The sequence below is a fragment of the Streptosporangium sp. NPDC000396 genome, from assembly GCF_042898655.1.
Classification (GTDB): domain Bacteria; phylum Actinomycetota; class Actinomycetes; order Streptosporangiales; family Streptosporangiaceae; genus Streptosporangium.
Map to the genome: position 1 here is coordinate 176,257 of NZ_JBIAZA010000001.1, position 20,845 is coordinate 197,101.

The window sequence follows — 20,845 nt, forward strand, 5'->3', positions numbered from 1 at the left end:
CGGTCCCGCCGTACGGGTTCGCGCCGGTCCCGCCGTACGGGCCGGCGCTCAGGAGCGGGCGGCCGAGACCCAGGAAGCGTGCAGGTCCGCGTAGACGCCGGGCTCCCCCACGAGCTCGGCGTGCGGGCCCCGCTGCACGATCCGGCCGCGGTCGAAGACGAGCACCTCGTCGGCGGCCTCGGCGGTGGACAGCCGGTGGGCGATGGAGATGGCGGTACGGCCTCGCGTGACACCCTCCAGCGCGCGGGCCAGCCGGACCTCCGTCGCCGGGTCCACCGCGGAGGTGGCCTCGTCGAGCAGGAGCAGGTCGGGGTCGGCCAGATAGGCGCGGACCAGTGCGACGAGCTGGCGCTCCCCCGCCGACAGCGACTCGCCGCGCTGGCCGACGGCGGTTTCGAGGCCCGCGGGCAGGCCCTCCAGCCAGTCGATGAGCCCCAGCTCGGTCAGGGCCAGCAGGATCTCCTCCTCGGTCGCCGACGGACGCCCGAAGCGAATGTTCTCCGCCAGGGTGCCGTCGAACAGGAAACCGTCCTGCGGCACCATGACGATCCGCTCGCGCAGCGAGGAGAACCGGACCTCGCGCAGGTCCTCGCCGTCCACGGTGACCCGGCCGGAGACCGGGTCCATCAGCCGGGTGAGCAGCTTGGCGAAGGTCGTCTTGCCCGAGCCGGTCTCCCCCACCACCGCGATCCGCGAGCGCGGCGGGATGTCCACCGAGACGTCCCGCAGCACCGGAGGGCCGTCGGGGTAGGAGAACTCGACGTCCTCGAAGGAGACCGAGATGGGGCCGCGCGGCAGCTCGACGCCGTCCGGGCCGGGGTCCGCGACGTCGGGCGGGGTGTCGAGCACGCCGAGGACGCGCCGCCAGCCGGCGACGGCGTTCTGCGCCTCGTTGAGCACCTCGGTGGCGATCTGCAACGGCGAGATGAACAGCGTGATCAGGAACAGGAAGGCGATCAGGCGCCCGGCGGTGATCTCACCCCCGACGCCCAGCCGCACGCCGAGCAGCACCACCCCGGCGATCGCCACCGCCGCGACGATCTCGGTCAGCGGGAACACGGTCGCGACGATCTTCTGCGTCCGGGCCTGCGCCGCCTTGTTGGCCTCGATCGCGGTGTCCAGCCGCTCGGCGGTACGGTTCTCCGAACCGTGCGCCCGGATCACCGCCGCCCCCACGACCGACTCGCTGACCGCGGCGAGCATGTCGCCCGTGCGCTCGCGGACCCGCGTGTAGGCGCCCGACAGCCACCGCTGGAAGCGCGGCAGCATGACCATGAGCGGCAGGAAGCAGACCCAGACCAGCAGGGTGAGCTGCCAGGAGTAGACGAACATCAGCACGGTGGCGACCAGGAGCTGGCCCAGGGCGACGATGATCATCAGCCCGCCCCACTGCATGAACGCGCTGATCTGGTCCACGTCGCCGGTGACCCGGGAGACCAGGGCGCCGCGCCGCTCGGAGTTCTGGGTGAGCACCGACAGGTCGTGCACGTGCCGGAAGCCGCGCACCCGCAGCGTGGCGAGGGAGGACTCGGTGGCCTTGTAGAGGCGGACGTTCATCAGATACGCGCACAGCGCGGTGAACACCACGGCCGCCGCGCACACCACGACGGCGGTGCGGATGTAGGGCAGGTCGGGAACCTCTCCCTTGAGCCCCCGGTCGATGGTCTGCTGGACGGCGATGGGCACGATCACCTTGCCCAGCGTCGCCATCACGGCCAGCGCGAGCGTCCCGGCCAGCCCCTTGCGGAACTCCGGTGTCAGCGCCAGCCCATGCCGTACGGTGGCCAGCGCCGACCGTTCGACTCCCTGAAGTGAACTCACGCGCGCTCCCCGCTCAGCGGCTCGCCGGCCCGGGAACCCCTCGGGCCGCTGTGTTCACCGGCTCGCTCGCTCACGCGCTGACCTCTTCCTCTTCGTCTGCTTCGAGCGCCTCGCGCTCGGCTTCTTCGCGTTCGTAGGCGGTGACCAGGTTGCGGTAGCCCTCGCAGCGGGCGAGCAGCTGGTCGTGGGGACCCTGGTCGGCGACCCTGCCGTGTTCCAGGTAGACGACCTCGTCGGCGAGGGCGATGGTGGCCATCCGGTAGGCGACGACGACCACGGTCGAGGCCTGGGCCGCGTCCCGCAGGCCGTACAGGATCTTGGCCTCGACCTGCGGGTCCACGCTGGAGGTGGCGTCGTCCAGAACGAGCAGCCGCGGGCGGCGGACCAGGGCGCGGGCCAGGGCGACCCGCTGGCGCTGGCCGCCGGACAGGGTCGTGCCGCGCTCGCCGACCTTGGTGTCGAGCCCGGAGGGGAGGGCGCTGACGAAGCCGTCGGCCTGGGCCAGGCGCAGCGCCGCCCAGACGTCCTCGTCACCGACCGGCAGGCCGAGAGTGACGTTGCCGCGCACGGTGTCGTCGAACAGGAACGTCTGCTGCGGCACCAGCGCCACCGCGTCGCTGATCCCGCCGCGGGCGATCTCGCGCAGGTCCACCCCGTCCAGGAGCACCGCTCCGGCCGCCGGATCGACCAGGCGGACGAAGGTCTGGGTGAGCGTGGACTTGCCCGAGCCCGTGGGGCCGACCAGCGCGACGGTACGGCCCGGCTCGGCCTCGAAGCTCACCCCGCGCAGGACCGGGAAGTCGTCGTAGGCGTAGTCGAGATCGCGGATCTCCAGTTTGGCCGGGGCCGAGCCGGACAGCGTGGCGGTGCCGTACTCCATGGAGCCCGTCGCGGTGAGCACCGCCTGGACCCGCTCGTAACCGACGACGGCCCGGGGCAGCTCGGCGAGCACCCAGCCGAGCGCGCGGATCGGGAAGGCCAGCAGGGTGAACAGGTAGGCGACCTGGACCAGGACGCCCGAGCTGATCGCGCCGCTGTCCAGCCGCCCCGCGCCGACCAGCAGCACGGCGAGCACGCCCAGGGTGGGCAGGGCCTCCAGCATCGGGTCGAACAGACCGCGGACCCGGCCGACGGCGATGTTGGCGTCACGCAGCTCGCCGGCCTTCTCGCGGAACCTGGCGGTCTCCTCGTCCTCGCGGCCGAGGGTCTTGACGACCAGGGCGCCGTCGAAGCTCTCGTGCGCGATCTCGCTGACCTCGGCTCGGAGTTGCTGGGCACGGGTGGCCAGGGGGCTGAGCCTGCGCTGGTAGATCAGGTTCAGCACGGCGATCGCCGGAAAGATCAGGAAACCGACCAGGGCGAGCGGCGGATCGGTGATCACCAGCGCGACCGCGGCGGTGATCAGCATGACGATCACGCCTACCGCCATCGGCAGCGGGGCCAGCGGGGCCCAGGCCGCCTCCGCGTCGGCGCTGGCGTTGGACAGCAGCTGGCCGGTCGGGTGCCTGTGATGCCAGGCCAGCGGGAGCTTCAGGTACTGCCGGGTGACGTCCCGGCGGGATCGGGCCTGCATCCGGTACTGCATGACCCCGGCGAAGTACCGCCGTCCGGCCACGCCCAGCGCCTTGAGCAGCGCCGTACCGAGGATGAGGAGCGCACCGAGAACGAGCGCGCCGGTGGCGACCCTTCCCTGTGCGAACGCGGGCAGCACGACGTTCTCGGTGGCCCAGCCGAGCGCCCAGGCCGACGCGACCGTCATCACGCCGTACAAAGCGCTGGACAGGACCGCGGCGGCGAAGACCGTCTTCTCTGCCTGGATGGCCACCCCGAGGACACGAAGCCCTTGGCGCATGACGGCGGGGGTCACCTTGCTCGCCACTCGGGAGGTGTCCTTTCAAAAGAGGAACATTGCTACCTAAGTCACTATCACGATCGATCAAGAACTTATTCCCGGCCTCCTGCCGCAGGGACGCCGCTTCCGCCGGTGATCGCCCGCGAAACGACGTTGTTAGGATCGCGAGATGACTCACGCCCGCGCCGAGCGCGCCGCGCTCAGCGACCTGTTCGTCCAGCTCGGCCCGGACTCCCCCACGCTCTGCGAGGGCTGGACCACCTTCGATCTCGCCGCTCACCTGGTTCTGCGCGAACGGCGCCCGGACGCCGCCGGCGGCATCGCGCTCAAGCCGCTGGCCGGGCACACCGCCTCGGTGCAGGAGTCCCTGAAGGCCAGGCACGGCTACGCGGGCCTCGTCGAGCTGATCCGCTCCGGGCCCGCGGGCCTCTACGCCCTGCCCGGCCTGGACCAGGCCGTCAACACCATGGAGTTCTTCATCCACCACGAGGACGTACGGCGCGCGCAGCCCGCCTGGGAGCCGCGCGAGCTTCCCGCCGACCTTGAGGAGATCTTCTGGAAGCGGATCCGCATGGCGGGCCGCCTGTTCCTGCGCAGGTCGCCGGTCGGCGTCGTGCTGCGCCGGACCGGCGGCGGCGTCGCGCTCGGCGGCCCCAAGGGCACCTCCCGGGTCGAGGTGGCCGGTCCGGCCGGCGAGCTGCTGCTGTTCTGCTTCGGACGCCAGTCCCACGCCCGGGTCGGGCTCAGCGGCGACGACGAGAACGTGGCCAGGCTGATGGAGGCCCCGCTGGGCGTCTGAGACGTCTCAGGGCGCCGGACGACGCCGGGCGCCGCGTCTCAGGATGTCAGGCGGTGCCGGGTGCCCAGGATGAACGGGAAGTCGCAACCGCCGAGATCGGCGGGACGGCGGCTGCGGACCTCCAGGCGATACCCCGGCGGGTCGTCCCGTCCCGAGACGTCCCCCGGATATCCCAGCATCAGGACGAGGTCGTTCAGCCCGTCCAGGGAGAGCAGGAGATCGGCCTCGTCCCCCCACCGGTTGACCCCGAACGGTTCCGCCGGGACGGGGGTGAATCCCAGGCGGGCCTTGAAGGCGAACAGGCCCGGCTGCGGGATGTGCCCGTAGAGGTTGGGGTCGTTTCCCAGGGTCACCCGCCGGTGGCCCTTGCGCCGGGCCACGTCGACGGCCTCGGCGTACAGGGCGCGGGCCAGGCCGCGCTCGCGCCAGGCCGGGCTCACGGCCGAGAACCGCAGCCTCACCGTGCCCTCCGGCGGGTTCTCCAGGCACAGGCAGCCGCCCGCCATGCCGTCCTCGTCGTAGGCGTAGATCGCGTAGTGGCGGCCCTCGGCGAGGATGCCGTCCCGCAGCGACGGCGCGAACCCCACCCCGTGGGGCATCGCCGCGACCACGCGCCCGTACAGGGCGAGGAACTCATCCAGCGCGGCGGGGGTCAGGGGCTGCTCCACCACCTGCCGCAGCCCGGCCGCGACCCTCTGGGCGTGACGGATGTCGTAGCGGACCTTCTTCGGCATCCGGGCCAGCCAGTCCTCGCCGTACACGGGAGAGACCCACGTGACCCACGAGGGCTTGCGGACGAACCCGGCCCGCGCCAGGTCGATCCAGCTGTCGGCGGGCGGGTCCGGCACCCGGACCACGTTGACCCCCGGCGGCGGCTCACGCCCGCCGGCCAGGGCAAGCGCCTCCTCGGCGGATACCAGGGCGACCGAGAGGCCGAAGTCGTCGTGGATTTCCATGCCGGTTCCCATGTGTCAGCGGGCTTCCATCGGTTCGGGGACGGACGCGAGGCGCCGCTCTCTCACGCGCTCCCAGACGTACAGGGCGGCCAGGGCGGCGAGGATGAGCGCCGAGCCGAGCACCTCGTTCGGGGTGAGCCGCTCGCCCCTGGCGAGCATCCCGGCGGCGACCGCGACCACCGGGATCAGGTAGAACGCCAGCGACGCCTGCACCGGGCCGACCCGGGCGATCAGCCAGTAGTTGACCAGGAAGGCGATCGCCGTCCCGGCCCCGAGCAGCGCCAGGCAGAGCACGATCAGCCACGTCAGGCGCATCGGCTGGACGAGTTGCCCGCTCCCCGCCGGAAGCATGATCGCCGAGGCCGCCAGCGCCTGGGATGCGGCCAGTGAGAGCTTGCTGTCGGTGAGCGTCCGCATCAGACGCCCGGCGTAGCTGTAGGCGAGCGCGTAGCAGGTGGCGCCCGCCAGGCAGAGCAGCTGCCCGCCCAGGGGCGCCCGCGCGCCGCCGTCGCTCCAGGGGGCCAGGACGACGGCGAGCCCGGCGAAGCCGATGACCGCCGCGCCCGTCTCGGCGGCCGTGGGGCGCTCGCGCAGCAGCACCCAGGCCACCGGGATGGTCATCAGCGGGGTCAGCCCGGTGTACACCCCGGCCAGGGCGCCGGTGACCTCCTCCTGCCCCCAGGCGAACAGCAGCCAGGGCACGGCCTGGCCGATCAGCCCCATGCCGGTCAGCTTCAGCCACACCACGCCGCCGCGGGGCAGTGCCGTACGGCGGGCCCAGGCGAGGAGCACCAGGGCCGCCCCGCCCGTCACCAGCCGGATGATCACTATCTGAGCCGGGTCGGCCCCCTCCAGCGCCTCTTCGACCAGCAGGAAGTTCGTGCCCCAGATGAAGGCGAGGACGGTTATGCCAAAGATGTCAGCGGGGCGCACGTGAGAGCCTTGCCTGCCTGCGTCGGGTAGCCGTCGGAGAAGTCGCGCAGGCCTCCGCCCGCGCCGTACCAGGAGACGATCTCCGCGTCGAGACGGGCCCGCTGCTCGATCACATCGGCCACCGCCTTGCCGCACTCGCGGACCGTCTCCACGCTCAGGTAGGGGAAGTCGGCCAGCAGGTCCAGGGTGACCGCCTCGTGGGCCTCGTCCTCGTTGACGTCCGAGTGGCTGACGATCGGCTTGACGAAGCCCTCCGGCAGGCCCAGCTCGGCGCAGCGGGCGCGGAACAGGTCCAGGAACTCGGGCTCGGGCTCCTCCATCGGGAAAAGCGTCGAGATCAGCGCCAGCGGGAAGTTGTAGGCGTACACGCCCAGGGAGGCCATGATCGCCATCGTGGCCGGCAGCGGCTGGGCCCGCAGCAGCCGCTCGCGCGGGATGTCGACCGCCAGCAGCGACTTCTCCATCATGCGGTCGTGATTACGTTCGGTCATGTAGAAGTGCATCAGCTTCTCCCACACCGGCAGGCCGAGATCGTCACGGGCCAGCGCCGGGGCCAGCGCACGGGGGCACAGGTGGGTGATGTGCCAGTATTCGACCGCGTAGCCGATGAGCTGCTCGCGGGTGGCGCTGCCGTCGACGAGGGCCTGGACCAGGGGGCTGCCGACTCCCGCGCGCACCTGATCGGCGTGCCTGCGCAGGTAGGCGTAGGCGCTGACGCCGCTCATCCCGCCCTCGGCCGCCGCCTCGGCCTCGGCGATCATGCCCTGCTCGTCGAGTGCGGCGATCATCTCGCCGTACTCCTCGGGGCTGCCGGGGAAGGCCGCGCCCAGCTCGGCGGCGCTCAGCCCGCCCTCGGCCAGGACGGTGAAGAAGTCGTGGAACTTCTCGGCGCGGCCGCCGTCGAACTCGAACTCGACGAACCGGCGCCCGTCCAGGTAGGTGAACTCGATGCCGCCGTCCGCCGTGGTGGCCGACCGTACGCCCGGCCGCAGCGAGGGCCGCTGGAAACCGGCGAAGTCGCTCATCATGCCTCCCGTTCAGATCTCGGCGGTGCGCAGCAGCGGGCGCCCGGGGTCGGAGTAGTGCTCCAGGATTCCGTTGTAGAAGGCCGCGTACGCCTCCATGAACAGGTGCGCCTTGGCGTGCCAGCGCCGCTCGGTCTCCTCGTCGACCCCGGGGACCCGCGCGAACAGCTCGCGGCTGACGGACCCGTGGTCGTGGCCGGCGTTGACCCTGGCGTGCGCGCGCATCGGCTCGACGAAGCCGGGGTCCAGCCCGATCTTGTCGCAGGCGGCCAGGAAGGAGTCGTAGGCGACCGGCCCGTCGGGGCCGTCGCCGTCGGAGTCGAGACGTCCCTCCAGCACGCCGATCGTGGCGGCGAAGAAGAGCGGGTCGGTCCGCGCCCACCAGGACAGCATCTTGATCAACGCGGTCGTGGTCGGCAGGGGGCGTGCCTTCAGCAGGTCGTCGCGGGTGATGCCGAGGGGCCGGAAGGCGCGGACCACGATGTCGTCGTGGCGGTGCTCCTCCTGGTAGAAGTCGTTGAGCATCGCCCTGAGCTCGGCGCTCTCGGCGAGGGCGAGAACGGCGGAGTCGAACTCGTTCTCCCGGAAGAGGAAGAACCAGTTCTCCAGCCCGAAGCCGAAGAAGACGTTGTGGTGCAGCGCCTCCGGGCGCTCAAGGACCTCTCGCCAGAACGGGCCCGCGAAGACCAGGTCCTCCAGGAGCCGGTTGAGGACGTCCTCCAGCCGTGACAGGACCGCCGGCCCCGAGGAGGCGGCCGGGACGGCGGCGTCGTCGATCAGGCCCCACACCACGGCGGGCTCGACGACCTCGCGCACCGCCTTGCCGTCGAGACCGGTCTCGCGCTCCAGGTCCTCGATGGTCCTGCTGCCGTCGAGGAGGCGGAGCAGATCCAGGAAATCGTCCTGACTCATCCCCTCCGGGGCTTCGACCTCCAGGACTCCGCCGGAGGTGTGCAATTCGGCCTCGCCCTTCTCGCCGATTCGCACCGAAGCGTGAAGATATGGCTTTACCGGAAGGAAGTTCACAGACACGGCCGATTCCCTTCTGACGTCGAGAGGTGACATACAGGAGGAAGACCGGCACCAAGGGTGCCGGCCTTCTGGCGGTTCGTCACATCACAGGTGGACAGCCGAAAGAGCCGTCACCTTGGCACGACGCTTGATCCGCATGGAACACCTCCTCAACTCTCTGCGACCACAAAGAAAGATGTTCCGCCGTACATACTGGTCGATTTACGTATATACGGCGACCAAAGTCAGACCCTAAGGTGAGCACATGGCCGAGTCAACCCTGAAATCATAAATGGATATAAGTCATAATTGCTGACCAAATAAACCATGAGCGCTACTCAAAGTAACTTCTTCAACGGAAGTGAAATGAACCCGCCGATGCGACGGATGGAGCAATCGGTGCACATCCGGCCGCCACCACACCTTCCGGACGCGCAGCCCGGCTCCCATTGACGATCTTCCGATGGGCCGCCGATGAAATCGATCTTCAATGACCCGGCCGTCCCGCCGTCGGCCCCCGCCCCACACCGGGCATCCCCCTAGCCCTACCGGTACATGTGGCAGTGAGGGTTGGACAGAAGGGCCCGTCCACCCGCACGATGGCGGAGTGACTCATGCCAATCTCACGATCCGGCAACGGATCTCCCCAGAGAAACAGGTATGATCATCGAAATCCGGGAGCCACCCGGGCCGCAGATGCCAAAGATCATTAAAATTAGGGTATGTACGGCTGGGAACTGGAGCTGCAGGAGGCCCCCATGCAGGTCAAGAAGGTCGCCACTTACGTCGCCGTGGCGTTCGTCGCCTTTTATCTGTTCACCCGGCCCGCCGAGGCGGCGAGTGCCGTGAATGGAGTCTTCGACGGGATCCTCAGGGGAGCGGATCAACTGTCCGTGTTCTTCACACGAGTGCTGAGCTGACCGCCGGCGGAGGTCTGCCCCGGCCCTGACCTGTTTCCTCGCCGCTCCCACCGTTTTGCGTGGAGCACGAGATCCTCGTAGCGCCGAGCCACCGTGCGATGTGCTTCCACTGTCCCCCAGGACGTGTTACGCAGAGAGCATGAGAGATCGCCACAGTGCCACCGAGGCCCACCCGCTCGGTCCCGCTGAGCGGCGCGTCGTCGAACGCGCCGAGACAGAGGGCATCGAGCTGGTCCGCTTTCTCTACGTCGATCACGGGGGCGTGATCCGGGGAAAGGCGACCTCGCGCTTCCGGCTGTCCGAACGGCTCGACTCCGGCATCGGGCACACCGTCGCGATGATGGCGATGAACATGCTCGACCAGCTCCAGGAGGTCGAGCATCTCGGCCCGGTCGGCGAGGTCCGCATCGTCCCCGACGCGACCACGTTCGTCCCCCTCCCCTACGCGCCCGGCGCGGCGGCCATGCTGGCGGACCTGCGCCAGATCGACGGATCCCCCTGGCCCGCCTGCCCGCGCACCTTCCTGCGCGAGGCGATCGCCGCCCTGGCCGAGGAGGGCCACGCCGCCGTCGCCGCCTTCGAGCCCGAGTTCACCCTCGGCCGGCGGATGCCCGACCCCGCCGGAGGCCTGGACCGGCTGGTCCCCGCCGACGACAGCCTCTGCTACGCCACCACCGGCTTCGATCAGGCCCACGACTACACGATGCACCTGATCCGCGCCCTGGAGACCCAGGGCCTCAGGGTCGAGCACTACCATCCCGAGCTCGGCCACGGCCAGCAGGAACTCTCCATCCGCCACGCTCCGGCCATGCGCGCCGCCGACAATCATGTGATCTACCGCGAGACCGTCCGCGGCGTCGCCTCCCGCATGTCCATGTGGGCTTCCCTCGCCCCCAAACCGCTGGCCGACCAGGCCGGCAACGGCGCCCACCTGCACCTGTCGCTGTGGGATCCCGAGCTCCGGACCAACTCCTTCGGCGACGCCGAAGGCCGCTACGGCCTGTCCACCACGGCCTACCGCTTCATCGGCGGCCTGATCGCCCACCTTCCCGCGCTCACCGCGCTGACCTGCGGATCAGTGAACAGCTTCCGGCGGCTGGCGCCGCGGATGTGGTCGAGCGCCTACGCCTGCTACGGCATGGACAACCGGGAGGCGGCCGTGCGGATCTGCTCTCCCCTGAGCAGGAACGCCGAGGCGGCGGCCAACCTGGAGATCAAACCGTCAGACTCCTCCGCGAACCCCTACCTGTCGCTCGGCGCCGTCATCCATGCCGGGCTGGACGGCATCCGCCGTGAGCTCGACCCCGGCGAGGCCGTCAACGTCGATCCCGCCACCCTTCCCGAGGGGACCGTTCCCCGTCTGCCCGCCACCCTGGACGAAGCCCTGGACGCCCTGGAGGCCGACGACGTCCTGATGCGGGCCCTGGGTCCCCTCCGCAGCTCGGCCTACCTGGCCGTCAAACGCTCCGAGGCCCGCGCCTTCGCCGCCGAGGACGACTCCTACGAGCTCTTTCACCACTTCAGGGTTTTCTAGGTTTCCGGCGTCCGGCGCGACCACGACGGCCCGGTCGGAAGCCCGCGGCATTCCGCAGTACGAAAAGTACAAACCGGAAACATGGAAAAGCACCCGCCGTTAACGATCTCTACCTAGTATGGCGCCGCTGCGGTGTGATCTTCCCTAACGCTTGACCCGGTCGCACCGCCACTCCCATTTTGGAAGCGCTGAAAGTGAAGGACTCCGCAATGAACCGCAGGAGAATCCTTGGTCTGGTCGCGATGACGGCGTCCGTTTCCGTCTTCGCAGGGTTGTCCGGACCAGCTGCCGGGGCGGCCGCCGCGAACGTCACCGTCGACTTCACGACCGTCGAACGTACCGTTTCGCCCCAGGCGTTCGGCTTGGACGTCACCGGATACGGCTACGGGCACTACATCACCAACGACCCCGCCGAGCAGGCCATGGTCCAGGGCCGGTTCGGCATGATGCGAATGGGGCTGAAATACGCCACGCCCGGAAACCCCAGCAGCCCGATCGTGGCCAACGGGGCCGGCGCCGACACCACTGTGACGGGTGACCAGTGGGTGTCGGCCATCAAGGCACGAGGCGCCGAACCCATGGTGATCGTTCCGGACAACGCCGTCGACGCCGCCAACATCGTCAAGCATTTCAACACCGGACCCACGCCCAACCGGGTCGCCCGGTGGATCATCGGCAACGAGCCCAGTGACATCGCAGCGTACGCCGGCAAATTCAACGCCGCCTACGACGCGATGAAGGCCGTCGATCCGACCATCAAGATCGGCGGACCGGCCCTCGCGTGGCCCGACATGCAATCCGTCCGGACCTTCCTCAAGGCCAGCGGCACCCGCGCCGACTTCGTCGACTTCCACAAGTACGGCATGGGCGGCGAGAAGCTCGTCTGCGACAGCCAGCTGCTCAATGAGACCGTCCAGTGGGAGAACGACGTCAACCAAGTCCGCACGATCATCAACGAGGAGGTGCCCGCCCGCGCGAGCAAGATCGACATCCAGGTGGGAGAGATCAACTCCTCCTGGAGCGTCGTGGACAATCCCCCCGAGCTCGCCCAGTGCGGCAACATCGGCACCGAGCCGTTCCAGTACCGCAACGCCGCCATCTGGTGGTCGGCCAGCGTCTGGGGCCACCTGCTGAAGGCCGGCGCCAAGGGGTTCGTCTACGGCGACAAGAACGGCGCGCTGGGCCTGCTGTACGACCAGCCCAACGACGAGCGCCCCGCCTACGCCCGCAACGGGGCCGGCCTCAACGAGCGCATGCCGATCTACCAGGGGGTGGGCTTCTTCACCGGTCAGAAGGACACCTCTCTGGCCCGCTTCGGAAGCTCCCTCGTGCGCGCCCAGACCACCCTTCCCGGCGTCGAGGTCTACGCCTCGGCCAACCCCAAGGTCGTCGTCCTGGTGAACAAGAGCACGACTCCCTCCACCGCCGTCGTCGGTGTCGGCAGCGGGGTGACGAAGGCCGCCGCCGTCCAGAAGGCCGGTGACACGGCCGGCTACGCGCTGCCCACCTCGCTGGGCACGCTGCCCGTCTCGCAGGGCACCGTGACGGTCAGCCTGCCCGGCCCGTCGGTCACCCAGCTCGCGATCTCGTAACCGCACTCGCCACGATGCCGGGCCTCACCATGGCCCGGCATCACGCCCCGGCCCGTGCCAGGTGTATTCGGGCCGTGACCCCGCCGGTCCGGCATCGCGAGGACGGACGATCCCGGTCTCGTACGCGACCACGACGGCCTGAGCGCGGTCGCGGAGCCGGAGCTTCGAGAACACACGGTTCACATGCGTCTTGACGGTGGCCATGCTCAGGGACAGGCGCTCGGCGATCTCCTGGTTCGCGAGCCCCCTCCCCATCAGCGTGAGAACCTCGTGCTCACGCTCGGTGAGTGACGCGAGCTCGGGACACGACATCGGCGGCGCCTCGGGAGTCCTGACGAACTCCTCGATCAGACGTCGTGTGATCGAGGGCGACAGCAGCGACTCCCCCTCCGCGACGACGTGGATCGCCCTGACGAGGTCCTCCGGCGCCACGTCCTTGAGCAGGAAGCCGCTCGCTCCTGCCCTGAGGCCGCGGAAGACGTATTCGTCCAGGTCGTACGTCGTGAGAAGGAGCACCCTGCACCCCGGCGAGGCGTCCGCCCGGGTGATGAGCCGGGTCGCCTCGATTCCGTCCATGCGAGGCATCCGGATGTCCATCAGCACGACGTCCGGCCGGGTGCGCCGCGCCTCCGCGACGGCCTCCTCGCCGTTCGCCGCCTCACCGACGACCTCCATGCCCGGTTGCACCTCGACCAGCATCCGGAAACCGGAGCGGACGAGTGCCTGGTCGTCGACGAGAAGAATCCGGAGGCTCACCGGCCCTCCCCGGCGCCGGTCAGCGGGAAGCGGGCCCGGACCGCGAAGCCGGTCTCCGTCGCCCCGGCTTCGAACTCGCCCTCCAGCATCGCGACACGCTCGCGCATGCCGATCAGCCCGTGACCGCCTGTCCCGTGACCACCTGCCACGTGGCCGCCGCCTTGTGAACCCCGGCCGACGCCGGCGAGCGCACGCGCCGGAGAGCTCCCGCCGTCGTCGGTCACCCGGACCTCCAGTGAGGACGCTCCGTAACGGATCGTCACATGGGCGGTCGGTGACCCCGAATGCTTGACGGTGTTCGTCAGCGCCTCCTGCACGACCCTGTACGCGGACAGGTCGACGCCCGGCGGCAGGTCGCGCCGTTCTCCCTGCTCTCTCACGGAGACGGTCACGCCGGCGCCCCGGACCTTCTCGACGAGCTCGTCGAGCGCGGCCAGGCCGGGTGCCGGCCTCAGGTCCGTCTCCTGGCCCGTCGCTCGCAGCGCTCCGAGCGCCCGGCGCAGCTCGACGAGCGTGTCCTTGCTGACCTTCTCGATGGTGGCGAGGGTCTCGCGGGCACGGTCGGGCCGCTGCTCCGCCACCGCCCGCGCCGCGCCCGCCTGGACCGCGATGACCCCGACGCTGTGCGCGATGACGTCGTGGATCTCCCGCGCCAGCCGGCCGCGTTCCTCCAGGATGGCGACGCGTCCACGCTCCTGCTGCTCGCGCTCCGCCCGCTCGGCGCGCTCCCGCAGCAGCCTGGCCTGGCGCCGACGGTACCGGGTGTTCTGTCCCGCGATCCACCCGCCGCCGAGCAGGACGAACTGGTTCACGACATCGGCGAAGTCGTTCTCGTCGGGCATCACGGGAAGATTCATCAGGACGAGCACGGCCGCGGTGGTGACGGCCGCGGCCACGGCGAGAGGCCGCCGGGCGTACGCCGACACGGAGTAGACGGCCACGAGAATCGCGAACGTCAACGTGTACGGATCCGGGGGGATGTCGACGACGTTGTAGACGGCGGCCGGGACACCCACGGCGACCATGACGGCGAACGGGTGTCGCCTCCGCAGGGACAGCGGGAACGTGATGGCCACCGTGAAGGCCACGCTCCACCACGTGTCCGAGACCGTCACCCCCGCGCAGTCCGCGTTGACGGCTATCTCGGTCAGCGCGACTCCGGCCAGCACCGAGGCCAGTCCGGCGTCCACGGCCCAGGGACTCAGCCGCTCCAACCAGCGGGCCGCGGTACGGAAGTCCATGGTCCTCAATGTAAACGGCCAAGCGGAGGCGGGCATCAACCCTGGGGTTGACGTGGTTTCCAACCCTGCGTCTGACGACGCTTCCGCCTTCCGCCGCGACCATGGGCTGCACATGAGACGAAGGTGGCGGGAGCATGCGGGAGACGATCGAGCCGGCGTCGCCGGGACGCGGGACGACAGCACGAGGACGTGAGGCGACCCGGCGGCCACGACTCCGCCGGCTGGTGCGAGGCCTGACGAAAAGCATCGTCGCGGTGCTTGTCGCGATGCTCGCCCTTTACGGATGGGCGTGGCTCTCACTCGACCGGTCGGCGATCGCGCGGGCGCTGGTGTGGACCGACGCGGATGTCGGCGACCAGTACAGGTTCCCCTCCCGTCTGATACCGGCGGATAAAGGCGCCGGTCCGCTTCCCCGGGGAAGAGAGATCGACCTCCGGGTAACGCCTCCTCGTGCCGCCGGCGGAGACCTGGCGTTCGACGACTTCCTGCGCGGGACCGACACCCGCGCGTTCCTGGTCGTCCACAAGGACCGGCTGGTGTACGAGCGCTACTTCGGCGGTTCTGATCGGCACACCCGCCAGACCTCGTTCTCGGTCGCGAAGTCGTTCGTGTCGACGCTCGTGGGGATCGCGATCGCCGAGGGCCGCATCAAGAGCGTCGAGGATCCCGTGACCGCCTACCTGCCGGAGCTGGCGAAGCGGGACCCGCGCTTCGCACAGATCAAGCTGCGCGACCTGCTCACGATGTCGTCGGGCCTGCGGTACTGGAAAACGGACCTTCCATGGCCCTGGGACGACGACACGTTCACCTACTACGGCGTGGACCTGCGGGAGGTCGCGCTCGACCGGACCCAGGTCGAGCGTCCGCCGGGGCAGAGGTGGCTCTACACCAACTACAACCCGCTGCTTCTGGGGATGGTGCTTGAGCGGGCCACCGGGATGCCCGTCTCGGAATACATGGCCACCCGGCTGTGGCAGCCGCTGGGAGCCGAGGCGGACGCGACCTGGAGCCTCGACTCGGAACGCTCCGGGTTCGAGAAGATGGAGAGCGGCCTCAACGCGACCCCGGTGGACTTCGCCCGCCTCGGCCTGCTGTTCCTCCACCACGGCGAGTGGAACGGCAGGCGCGTCGTGCCGAAGGGCTGGGCGGACGCCGCCACGGCCGCCGACACCACCACCGACCCTGCCGACTTCTACCAGTACTTCTGGTGGGTCGACGTCGAGCGGCCGGGGCGCTTCTACGCCCTGGGGAACTACGGTCAGTACGTTTACGTGGCCCCCGATGCCGACACCGTCGTCGCCCGCTTCGGTGGCGACTGGGGAGTCGACAACCGGGACTGGCTGGCCACCTTCCGCGACGTCGCCGACCGGCTGGCGCACCGGTAGACCGTCACGGCCAGGCCACCGGACCTAGACCGTCACGGCCAAGCCGCCGGACCGGCGGCAGCGCACCGCGCTCCCGGGCTTTGACCGCGGTCAGCGGCCGCAACGGTGGCAGCGGGGGCGTGTGCGGCGGCCGTAGGCGATGGCGGCCACCCCGAGCATGACCCCCCACAGGCAGTACATCGGGACGGACACCCAGTAGAAGGCGTCCGGCAGTGCCCCGCCGAAGCCGAGGTTGGGAACGCCACCCAGCGCGGCTACGACCATGTTGGTAAGGATCATCCCGAAATATACGGTCATCGCCACAGATATTCCGGCACCGGGGCCGAGCACCAGCCAGCGGGGCACCCGGCGCCCCGCCAGCCCCGGCACCCACCGGGGGAAGACGGTCCCCCAGGAGAACACCAACGCCCACGGCAGCAGGGTGCCCGCCAGGACGAACCCGACTTCGAACAGCACCGCGTCCACGCCCACGCCCAACGGCCCCGCGTCGAACCCCACGATCAACTGGGCGATGATCCGCCCCACGCAGCCCGCGGTGGCGGCGAACGCCGCCCAGACCGGCGTCCGGACCGGCGGGCGAGCATCCTCGACCCGCCCGCAGCTCGCGCATCCGCCGCGTATCCGGCGTTGCTGGGTCAGCGCCACCGCGCCCATGAGCAACGCCCCGGCCAGGCAGGCCGTCCGGCTGAGGAAGCCGGCGGGAAAGAACCGAACGCCGATGCCGGGCAGCAGCCCTCCGACCACGTCCAGCAGGAAGAGCGCCGCGGCCACGACCAGGGCACCGCTGACCGTCCACGCCCCGGCCAGCAGGACGCGCCGGACCGCGATCCGCTCACCCGCCCACCCGAACGCGAGCGTGATCGCGACCGCCGCCAGGCACAGCGCGACCGCTTTCCAGCCGGAGAAGACGATGAGGTCGATGCCCACGGGGGACATGGATGGCGCGCCGCCGGTGAGCGCCCAGTAAGCCTGTACCGCGCCGTAGAGAAGAGCCCAGGCCGGCAGCGCGCGCGGCGCCCACAGCGTCCATGACGGCGCCCGGGTTTCGTCCGTAGTGATCATGCCTTCTATCGAAGTGCGGCAGGCGGGCCTCGGCATCTGCCTGACGGCAGAGTGCGGATCCTCCCCGCGAGGGGTCAGGCGCCGGGACGGACGAGCCGGTTCTCGTAGGCGAAGATCACGGCCTGGATCCTGTCGCGCAGCGAGAGCTTGGCCAGGATGCTGCGGACGTGGGACTTCACCGTGCCCTCCGAGACGAACAGCCGTGTGGCGATCTCGGCGTTGGACCGTCCGAGCGCGAGCTGCTGGAGGATCTCGCGTTCCCTCGGGGTCAGCGCGGCGAACGGGTCAGGACCCGCGTCGGGCACCGGCAGGTCGGCGGCGACGTGGTCGAGGAGGCGCCGGGTGGCCGAGGGCGCGATGACCGCGTCGCCGTGGTGCACGGTGCGGATCGCGGCCAGAAGGTCCTCCGGCGGCGCATCCTTGATCAGGAAGCCGCTGGCGCCGGCACGAAGCGCGGCGAAGGCGTACTCGTCCAGGTCGAACGTGGTCAAGACGATCACCCGCGGCAGGTGGCCGGCCCCGGAGAGCAGGCGGCGCGTCGCCTCGATTCCGTCCACGCGCGGCATCCTGACATCCATCAGCACCACGTCCGCGGTGGTGACCGCCAGCTTCTGCAGCGCCTCCGCGCCGTCGCCCGCCTCGCCCACGACCGTCATGTCGGGTTGCGCCTCGACCACCATGACGAATCCGGCCCGGACCATCACCTGGTCGTCGACGAAGAACACTCTGATCACGCCCGCGTTTCCTTTCGACGGTCGGGAGAGTACGGCAGCCGCGCGGACACCAGGAAGCCGCCGGTCGCGGGGCCGGCCGTGGCCGTGCCGCCGAAGGCGAGAAACCGCTCGCGCATGCCGACCAGTCCATGCCCGCCTCCCGCGCCGGCGGCGTCGCGGCCCGAGCCGTCGTCCCGGACGTCCACGGCCAGTTCGTCCTCGCCCCAGCTCAGCCGGACGTGGGCCCGGCGCCCGGCGCCCGCGTGCTTGAGCGTGTTGGTCAGCGATTCCTGAACCATCCGGTAGACGGCGAGCTCGGCCGCGGGGCTGAGTCGCCGCTCGACGCCCTCCTGCTGCCAGGTGACCTCCAGGCCCGCGGCACGCGTCCCGTCGATCAGCCTCGGCAACTCGCCCAACGTGGGTTGCGCGCCGTACGAGTCGGGTTCGAGCGGCGTCTCCGCGCGCAGCACGCCGAGCAGGCTCCGCATGTCGGTCAGCGCGTGGCGCCCGGCCTCGGCGATCGTGGTCAGGATGTCATGAGCCCTGGCCGGGTCGGATCGCACGGCGTAGGTGCCGCCCTGGGCCTGGCTGATCACCACGGAAAGCGAGTGCGACACCACGTCGTGAATCTCGCGGGCGATCCGGGCCCGCTCGTCGCTGACCGCCCGCCGCGCGCGCTCCTCCCTCTCGGCCTCCGCGCGCCGCGCCCGATCCTCCACCGAGGCCAGGTACGCGCGCTGCGTCCGCCGCCACACCCCCAGGCTCCATGCCACCAGGCAGACGGCCAGGAGGAAGAGCGCCACGAACGACGGGAGCAGCCCCGCCGCCTCCTGCGGGTTGAGCCAGAACTTCACACCGATCGCCGCGGATCCGAGCACGGCCACGGCCAGCCCCCAGGCGGAGGCGCCGCGACGGCCGTGGGCGCACACCGAGTACAGCGACCACGGGAAGATGACCAATGAGGGAGGGAGCAGCATGCCGCCGGCCGTCAGCATCGCCGCGCACCCCGCCGAGACCGCCGCGAACGACCACAGCGGCGCCCTGCGGCGCAGTCCCATGGCGACGTGGGCCAGCAACGCGCCCGCGAGGGCCGGGGACACGGCACTCAGCACGAATCCGCTCCACAGCAGCAGCGGCAGGCCGACGAGCACGGCGAGGACGGCGTCAAGGAGGGACTGATGCCTTTGACCCCACCCGATCAGGCGGTTGATCCACGACATGCGGCAAGTCTAGGGACGGCCCTCCGCCTCGCGGCGCGGCCGTCTCCGCCTCAAGGGCAACAGGCGTGACCGCCAGGCAGATGTGGAGCGGGGACACGGCCGGAATGGTGGGAGCACCGAACAGAACCTGAACGGAGAGCTCATGACAAGACCATCGACCGGTGCCCGCGCGAGGAGAAGGATCACCGGGCTGCTCGGCGCCCTGGCGATGACCACGGTCCTCGCCGCCGTACCGCCACCCGCCCAGGCGGCCACCGCTTCCTGCGCGCAAGCCACCGAACGCTGCGACGGCACGCTGGAGGTGCCGCTGGACCCGGCGAACCCGGCGGGAGAGAAACTCTCGATCGCCTACACGTGGGTGCCGGCCAAGGACCGAACGCGGCAGGCCACCGGCACCGTGCTCGTCCTTCCCGGCGGGCCCGCGCCGTCGCTGTGGGCGGTCGAGAACACCCGCGCCTGGCTCGGACCCGCCCTCGACCACCAGAACCTGCTCATGCTCGACCAGCGCGGCTGGGGCGGCTCCAGCGCACTGTCATGCCCCGGCCTCGACGTGACCGCCCCCGAGACCGTACGGCGGTGCGCCACCACACTGGGAGAGCGCGCGCGGTTCTTCGGCACCGCCTACGCCACGCACGACATCGAAGCGCTGCGCGCCGAGCTCGGCGTGCCCGCGCTGACCGTCTACGGCTACTCGTGGGGCACGCTGATCGGCCAGGCGTACGCCGTCCGGCACCCCGACAGGACCCGCGCCGTCCTGCTCGACAGCGTGCTGTCGGCCGGCCGTGACGGCTACGCGGACATGGCGTTCTCCTCCGCGGCCCGGCGCGGGGCGGCCGATATCGGCGCCGTGTGCCGCCCGTCGGCCCAATGCCGGAAACTGCCCGGCACGCCCGCGGGCCGCTGGGCGAAACTGGTCGCGCGGCTGAGGTCGCATCCCGACGCGCAGGTGACGGCCGGCGATCTGGCCCGGCTCACCGGCAACCTCGCCGACCCCTTCGTGGGCAGGCAGGCCAACGCCGCCGCCGACGCGTACCTGCGAGGTGACGCCTCACCCCTGCGCCGCCTGGTAACCCAGTTCCCCACTCCCCCGGCGATGCCGAGCGATCCGGCGATGCTGGCCTTCGTCTGCGCCGACTCGGCGCTGCCGTACGACAGGCGGGCCGGTCTCGACGAGCGCCGCGCCCAGCTCGCCCGCCACCGGGCCGGCATGCCGGCCCGCCCCTACACCACCGCGGAGGCGCTCGGGGCGGGCGGCGAGGCGGCCGACTGGTGCCTTGAGTGGCCGACCCGTGAAGACGCCCCGCCGCTACCCGGCACCGCCCGCTATCCACGGGTGCCCGCACTGGCCATCGGCGGGCAGCTCGACGCCGCCACCCCGCCCGGCGGCGCGATCCAGGCGGCGCGGAGATTCGGGGGAACGGCCCTGACCGTGCCGTTCGGAGCGCACGTCGGCGCCTCCTTCGGCCAGAGCGAGGTCCACACCTGCCTGCGGTCGGCCGTACGCTCGTTCCTCGCCGCCCCAGGCCCGGTGGCGGACGGCCGGTGCAGCGCGGAGAACTACCGGGCGCTCGGCCGCTTCCCGCGCGCGTCACAGGACCTGCGGCCCGCCCGCGCGGAGGGACTCGACGCGGAGCGGCGGCGGTTGCTGGCCGCCGCCTTCGCCACCGTGGACGACGCGGTGGCCCGGAGCAACCCGAACGGCATGCCGGCAACCGGTGACACTTCCGTCGCCGGCCTGCGCGGCGGCCGGATCGACCACGGCGCGGGCGTGGTGCGGCTGACCGGCGACCGCTTCCTCTCCGACCTCGCGGTGAGCGGTGAGATCCGCCTCAACGCCGCCGGCAGGGCGTCCGCCACCCTCGACGTCACCCGCGACCGGTCCACGGCCAAGATCGTCATCGTCTGGACGCCGTTCCAGGCCGCCGACTCCGCCGCCGTCAGCGGAACGTTCGACGGCGTCGCCTTCGACGGCACCGTGCCGAGGCACTAGCCATACCGGTCCGCGGGGTTGCCGGCTCGGGGGGT

Annotated in this window: 17 protein-coding genes; 6 read left to right on the forward strand and 11 right to left on the reverse strand. The window is 70.7% G+C overall.

The window, feature by feature from the left end; all coding sequences use genetic code 11:
• Nucleotides 1–48: 48 nt before the first annotated feature.
• Together ACFY2X_RS00785 and ACFY2X_RS00790 are read right to left on the reverse strand one after the other, a co-directional pair.
• On the reverse strand, nucleotides 49–1,821 hold the full coding sequence (locus ACFY2X_RS00785; protein WP_389930432.1) for an ABC transporter ATP-binding protein: 1,773 nt from the start codon (nucleotides 1,819–1,821) through the stop codon (nucleotides 49–51).
• Nucleotides 1,822–1,891: 70 nt separating this feature from the next.
• On the reverse strand, nucleotides 1,892–3,673 hold the full coding sequence (locus ACFY2X_RS00790) for an ABC transporter ATP-binding protein (RefSeq protein ID WP_389931263.1): 1,782 nt from the start codon (nucleotides 3,671–3,673) through the stop codon (nucleotides 1,892–1,894).
• Nucleotides 3,674–3,842: 169 nt separating this feature from the next.
• Here ACFY2X_RS00790 and ACFY2X_RS00795 point away from each other — a divergent pair, with 169 nt between their 5' ends.
• Complete coding sequence (locus ACFY2X_RS00795; protein ID WP_389930436.1) at nucleotides 3,843–4,472, forward strand: TIGR03085 family metal-binding protein; 630 nt, start codon at nucleotides 3,843–3,845, stop codon at nucleotides 4,470–4,472.
• A gap of 38 nt (nucleotides 4,473–4,510) precedes the next feature.
• Here ACFY2X_RS00795 and ACFY2X_RS00800 read toward each other — a convergent pair whose 3' ends face one another.
• From ACFY2X_RS00800 to ACFY2X_RS00815, 4 genes are read right to left on the reverse strand one after another with little or no spacing between them, the layout of a single operon-like run.
• Nucleotides 4,511–5,428 carry a GNAT family N-acetyltransferase gene (locus ACFY2X_RS00800; RefSeq protein ID WP_389930442.1) on the reverse strand — a complete coding sequence of 306 codons (918 nt, stop codon included), beginning with the start codon at nucleotides 5,426–5,428 and terminating at the stop codon, nucleotides 4,511–4,513.
• A gap of 15 nt (nucleotides 5,429–5,443) precedes the next feature.
• Nucleotides 5,444–6,361, reverse strand: a complete 918-nt coding sequence (locus tag ACFY2X_RS00805; RefSeq protein ID WP_389930446.1) for a DMT family transporter — start codon at nucleotides 6,359–6,361, stop codon at nucleotides 5,444–5,446.
• Nucleotides 6,334–7,386, reverse strand: a complete 1,053-nt coding sequence (locus ACFY2X_RS00810) for a hypothetical protein (RefSeq protein WP_389930449.1) — start codon at nucleotides 7,384–7,386, stop codon at nucleotides 6,334–6,336. Before ACFY2X_RS00810 ends, ACFY2X_RS00805 begins: the two co-directional genes overlap by 28 nt.
• Before the next feature lie 12 nt (nucleotides 7,387–7,398).
• Nucleotides 7,399–8,373 (reverse strand): hypothetical protein, encoded by a 975-nt coding sequence (locus tag ACFY2X_RS00815; RefSeq protein WP_389930451.1) that lies wholly within the window; start codon nucleotides 8,371–8,373, stop codon nucleotides 7,399–7,401.
• Between the two features lie 746 nt (nucleotides 8,374–9,119).
• Here ACFY2X_RS00815 and ACFY2X_RS00820 point away from each other — a divergent pair.
• The 3 genes from ACFY2X_RS00820 (at nucleotide 9,120) to ACFY2X_RS00830 (ending at nucleotide 12,443) form a co-directional block, all read left to right on the forward strand.
• A complete protein-coding gene (locus tag ACFY2X_RS00820) occupies nucleotides 9,120–9,317 on the forward strand; it encodes a hypothetical protein (RefSeq protein WP_389930454.1) in 198 nt (65 codons plus the stop codon).
• Nucleotides 9,318–9,456: 139 nt separating this feature from the next.
• Entirely contained in the window at nucleotides 9,457–10,851 is a 1,395-nt protein-coding gene (locus ACFY2X_RS00825) for a glutamine synthetase family protein (RefSeq protein ID WP_389930459.1), read from the forward strand.
• Nucleotides 10,852–11,060: 209 nt separating this feature from the next.
• Nucleotides 11,061–12,443: a hypothetical protein gene (locus ACFY2X_RS00830; RefSeq protein ID WP_389930463.1), complete on the forward strand. Its 1,383-nt coding sequence runs from the start codon at nucleotides 11,061–11,063 to the stop codon at nucleotides 12,441–12,443.
• A gap of 24 nt (nucleotides 12,444–12,467) precedes the next feature.
• On the opposite strand, the gene ACFY2X_RS00835 is transcribed toward ACFY2X_RS00830, so the two are convergent.
• On the reverse strand, nucleotides 12,468–13,199 hold the full coding sequence (locus ACFY2X_RS00835) for a response regulator (RefSeq protein ID WP_389930468.1): 732 nt from the start codon (nucleotides 13,197–13,199) through the stop codon (nucleotides 12,468–12,470).
• Nucleotides 13,196–14,440 carry a sensor histidine kinase gene (locus tag ACFY2X_RS00840; RefSeq protein WP_389930472.1) on the reverse strand — a complete coding sequence of 415 codons (1,245 nt, stop codon included), beginning with the start codon at nucleotides 14,438–14,440 and terminating at the stop codon, nucleotides 13,196–13,198. Before ACFY2X_RS00840 ends, ACFY2X_RS00835 begins: the two co-directional genes overlap by 4 nt.
• A 134-nt stretch (nucleotides 14,441–14,574) precedes the next feature.
• Between ACFY2X_RS00840 and ACFY2X_RS00845 the strand changes: the two genes are divergently transcribed.
• Nucleotides 14,575–15,825, forward strand: a complete 1,251-nt coding sequence (locus ACFY2X_RS00845; protein WP_389930477.1) for a serine hydrolase domain-containing protein — start codon at nucleotides 14,575–14,577, stop codon at nucleotides 15,823–15,825.
• A gap of 90 nt (nucleotides 15,826–15,915) precedes the next feature.
• Here ACFY2X_RS00845 and ACFY2X_RS00850 read toward each other — a convergent pair whose 3' ends face one another.
• The 3 genes from ACFY2X_RS00850 to ACFY2X_RS00860 all read right to left on the reverse strand — a co-directional run bounded on the left by ACFY2X_RS00850 (nucleotide 15,916) and on the right by ACFY2X_RS00860 (nucleotide 18,820).
• Entirely contained in the window at nucleotides 15,916–16,887 is a 972-nt protein-coding gene (locus tag ACFY2X_RS00850; protein WP_389930481.1) for a hypothetical protein, read from the reverse strand.
• Between the two features lie 74 nt (nucleotides 16,888–16,961).
• On the reverse strand, nucleotides 16,962–17,621 hold the full coding sequence (locus tag ACFY2X_RS00855; protein ID WP_389930486.1) for a response regulator: 660 nt from the start codon (nucleotides 17,619–17,621) through the stop codon (nucleotides 16,962–16,964).
• Nucleotides 17,618–18,820: a sensor histidine kinase gene (locus tag ACFY2X_RS00860; RefSeq protein WP_389930491.1), complete on the reverse strand. Its 1,203-nt coding sequence runs from the start codon at nucleotides 18,818–18,820 to the stop codon at nucleotides 17,618–17,620. The genes ACFY2X_RS00855 and ACFY2X_RS00860 overlap by 4 nt, the downstream gene beginning before the upstream one ends.
• 142 nt (nucleotides 18,821–18,962) lie before the next feature.
• Between ACFY2X_RS00860 and ACFY2X_RS00865 the strand changes: the two genes are divergently transcribed.
• Complete coding sequence (locus ACFY2X_RS00865) at nucleotides 18,963–20,810, forward strand: alpha/beta fold hydrolase (RefSeq protein WP_389930495.1); 1,848 nt, start codon at nucleotides 18,963–18,965, stop codon at nucleotides 20,808–20,810.
• The last annotated feature ends 35 nt before the right edge of the window (nucleotides 20,811–20,845 follow it).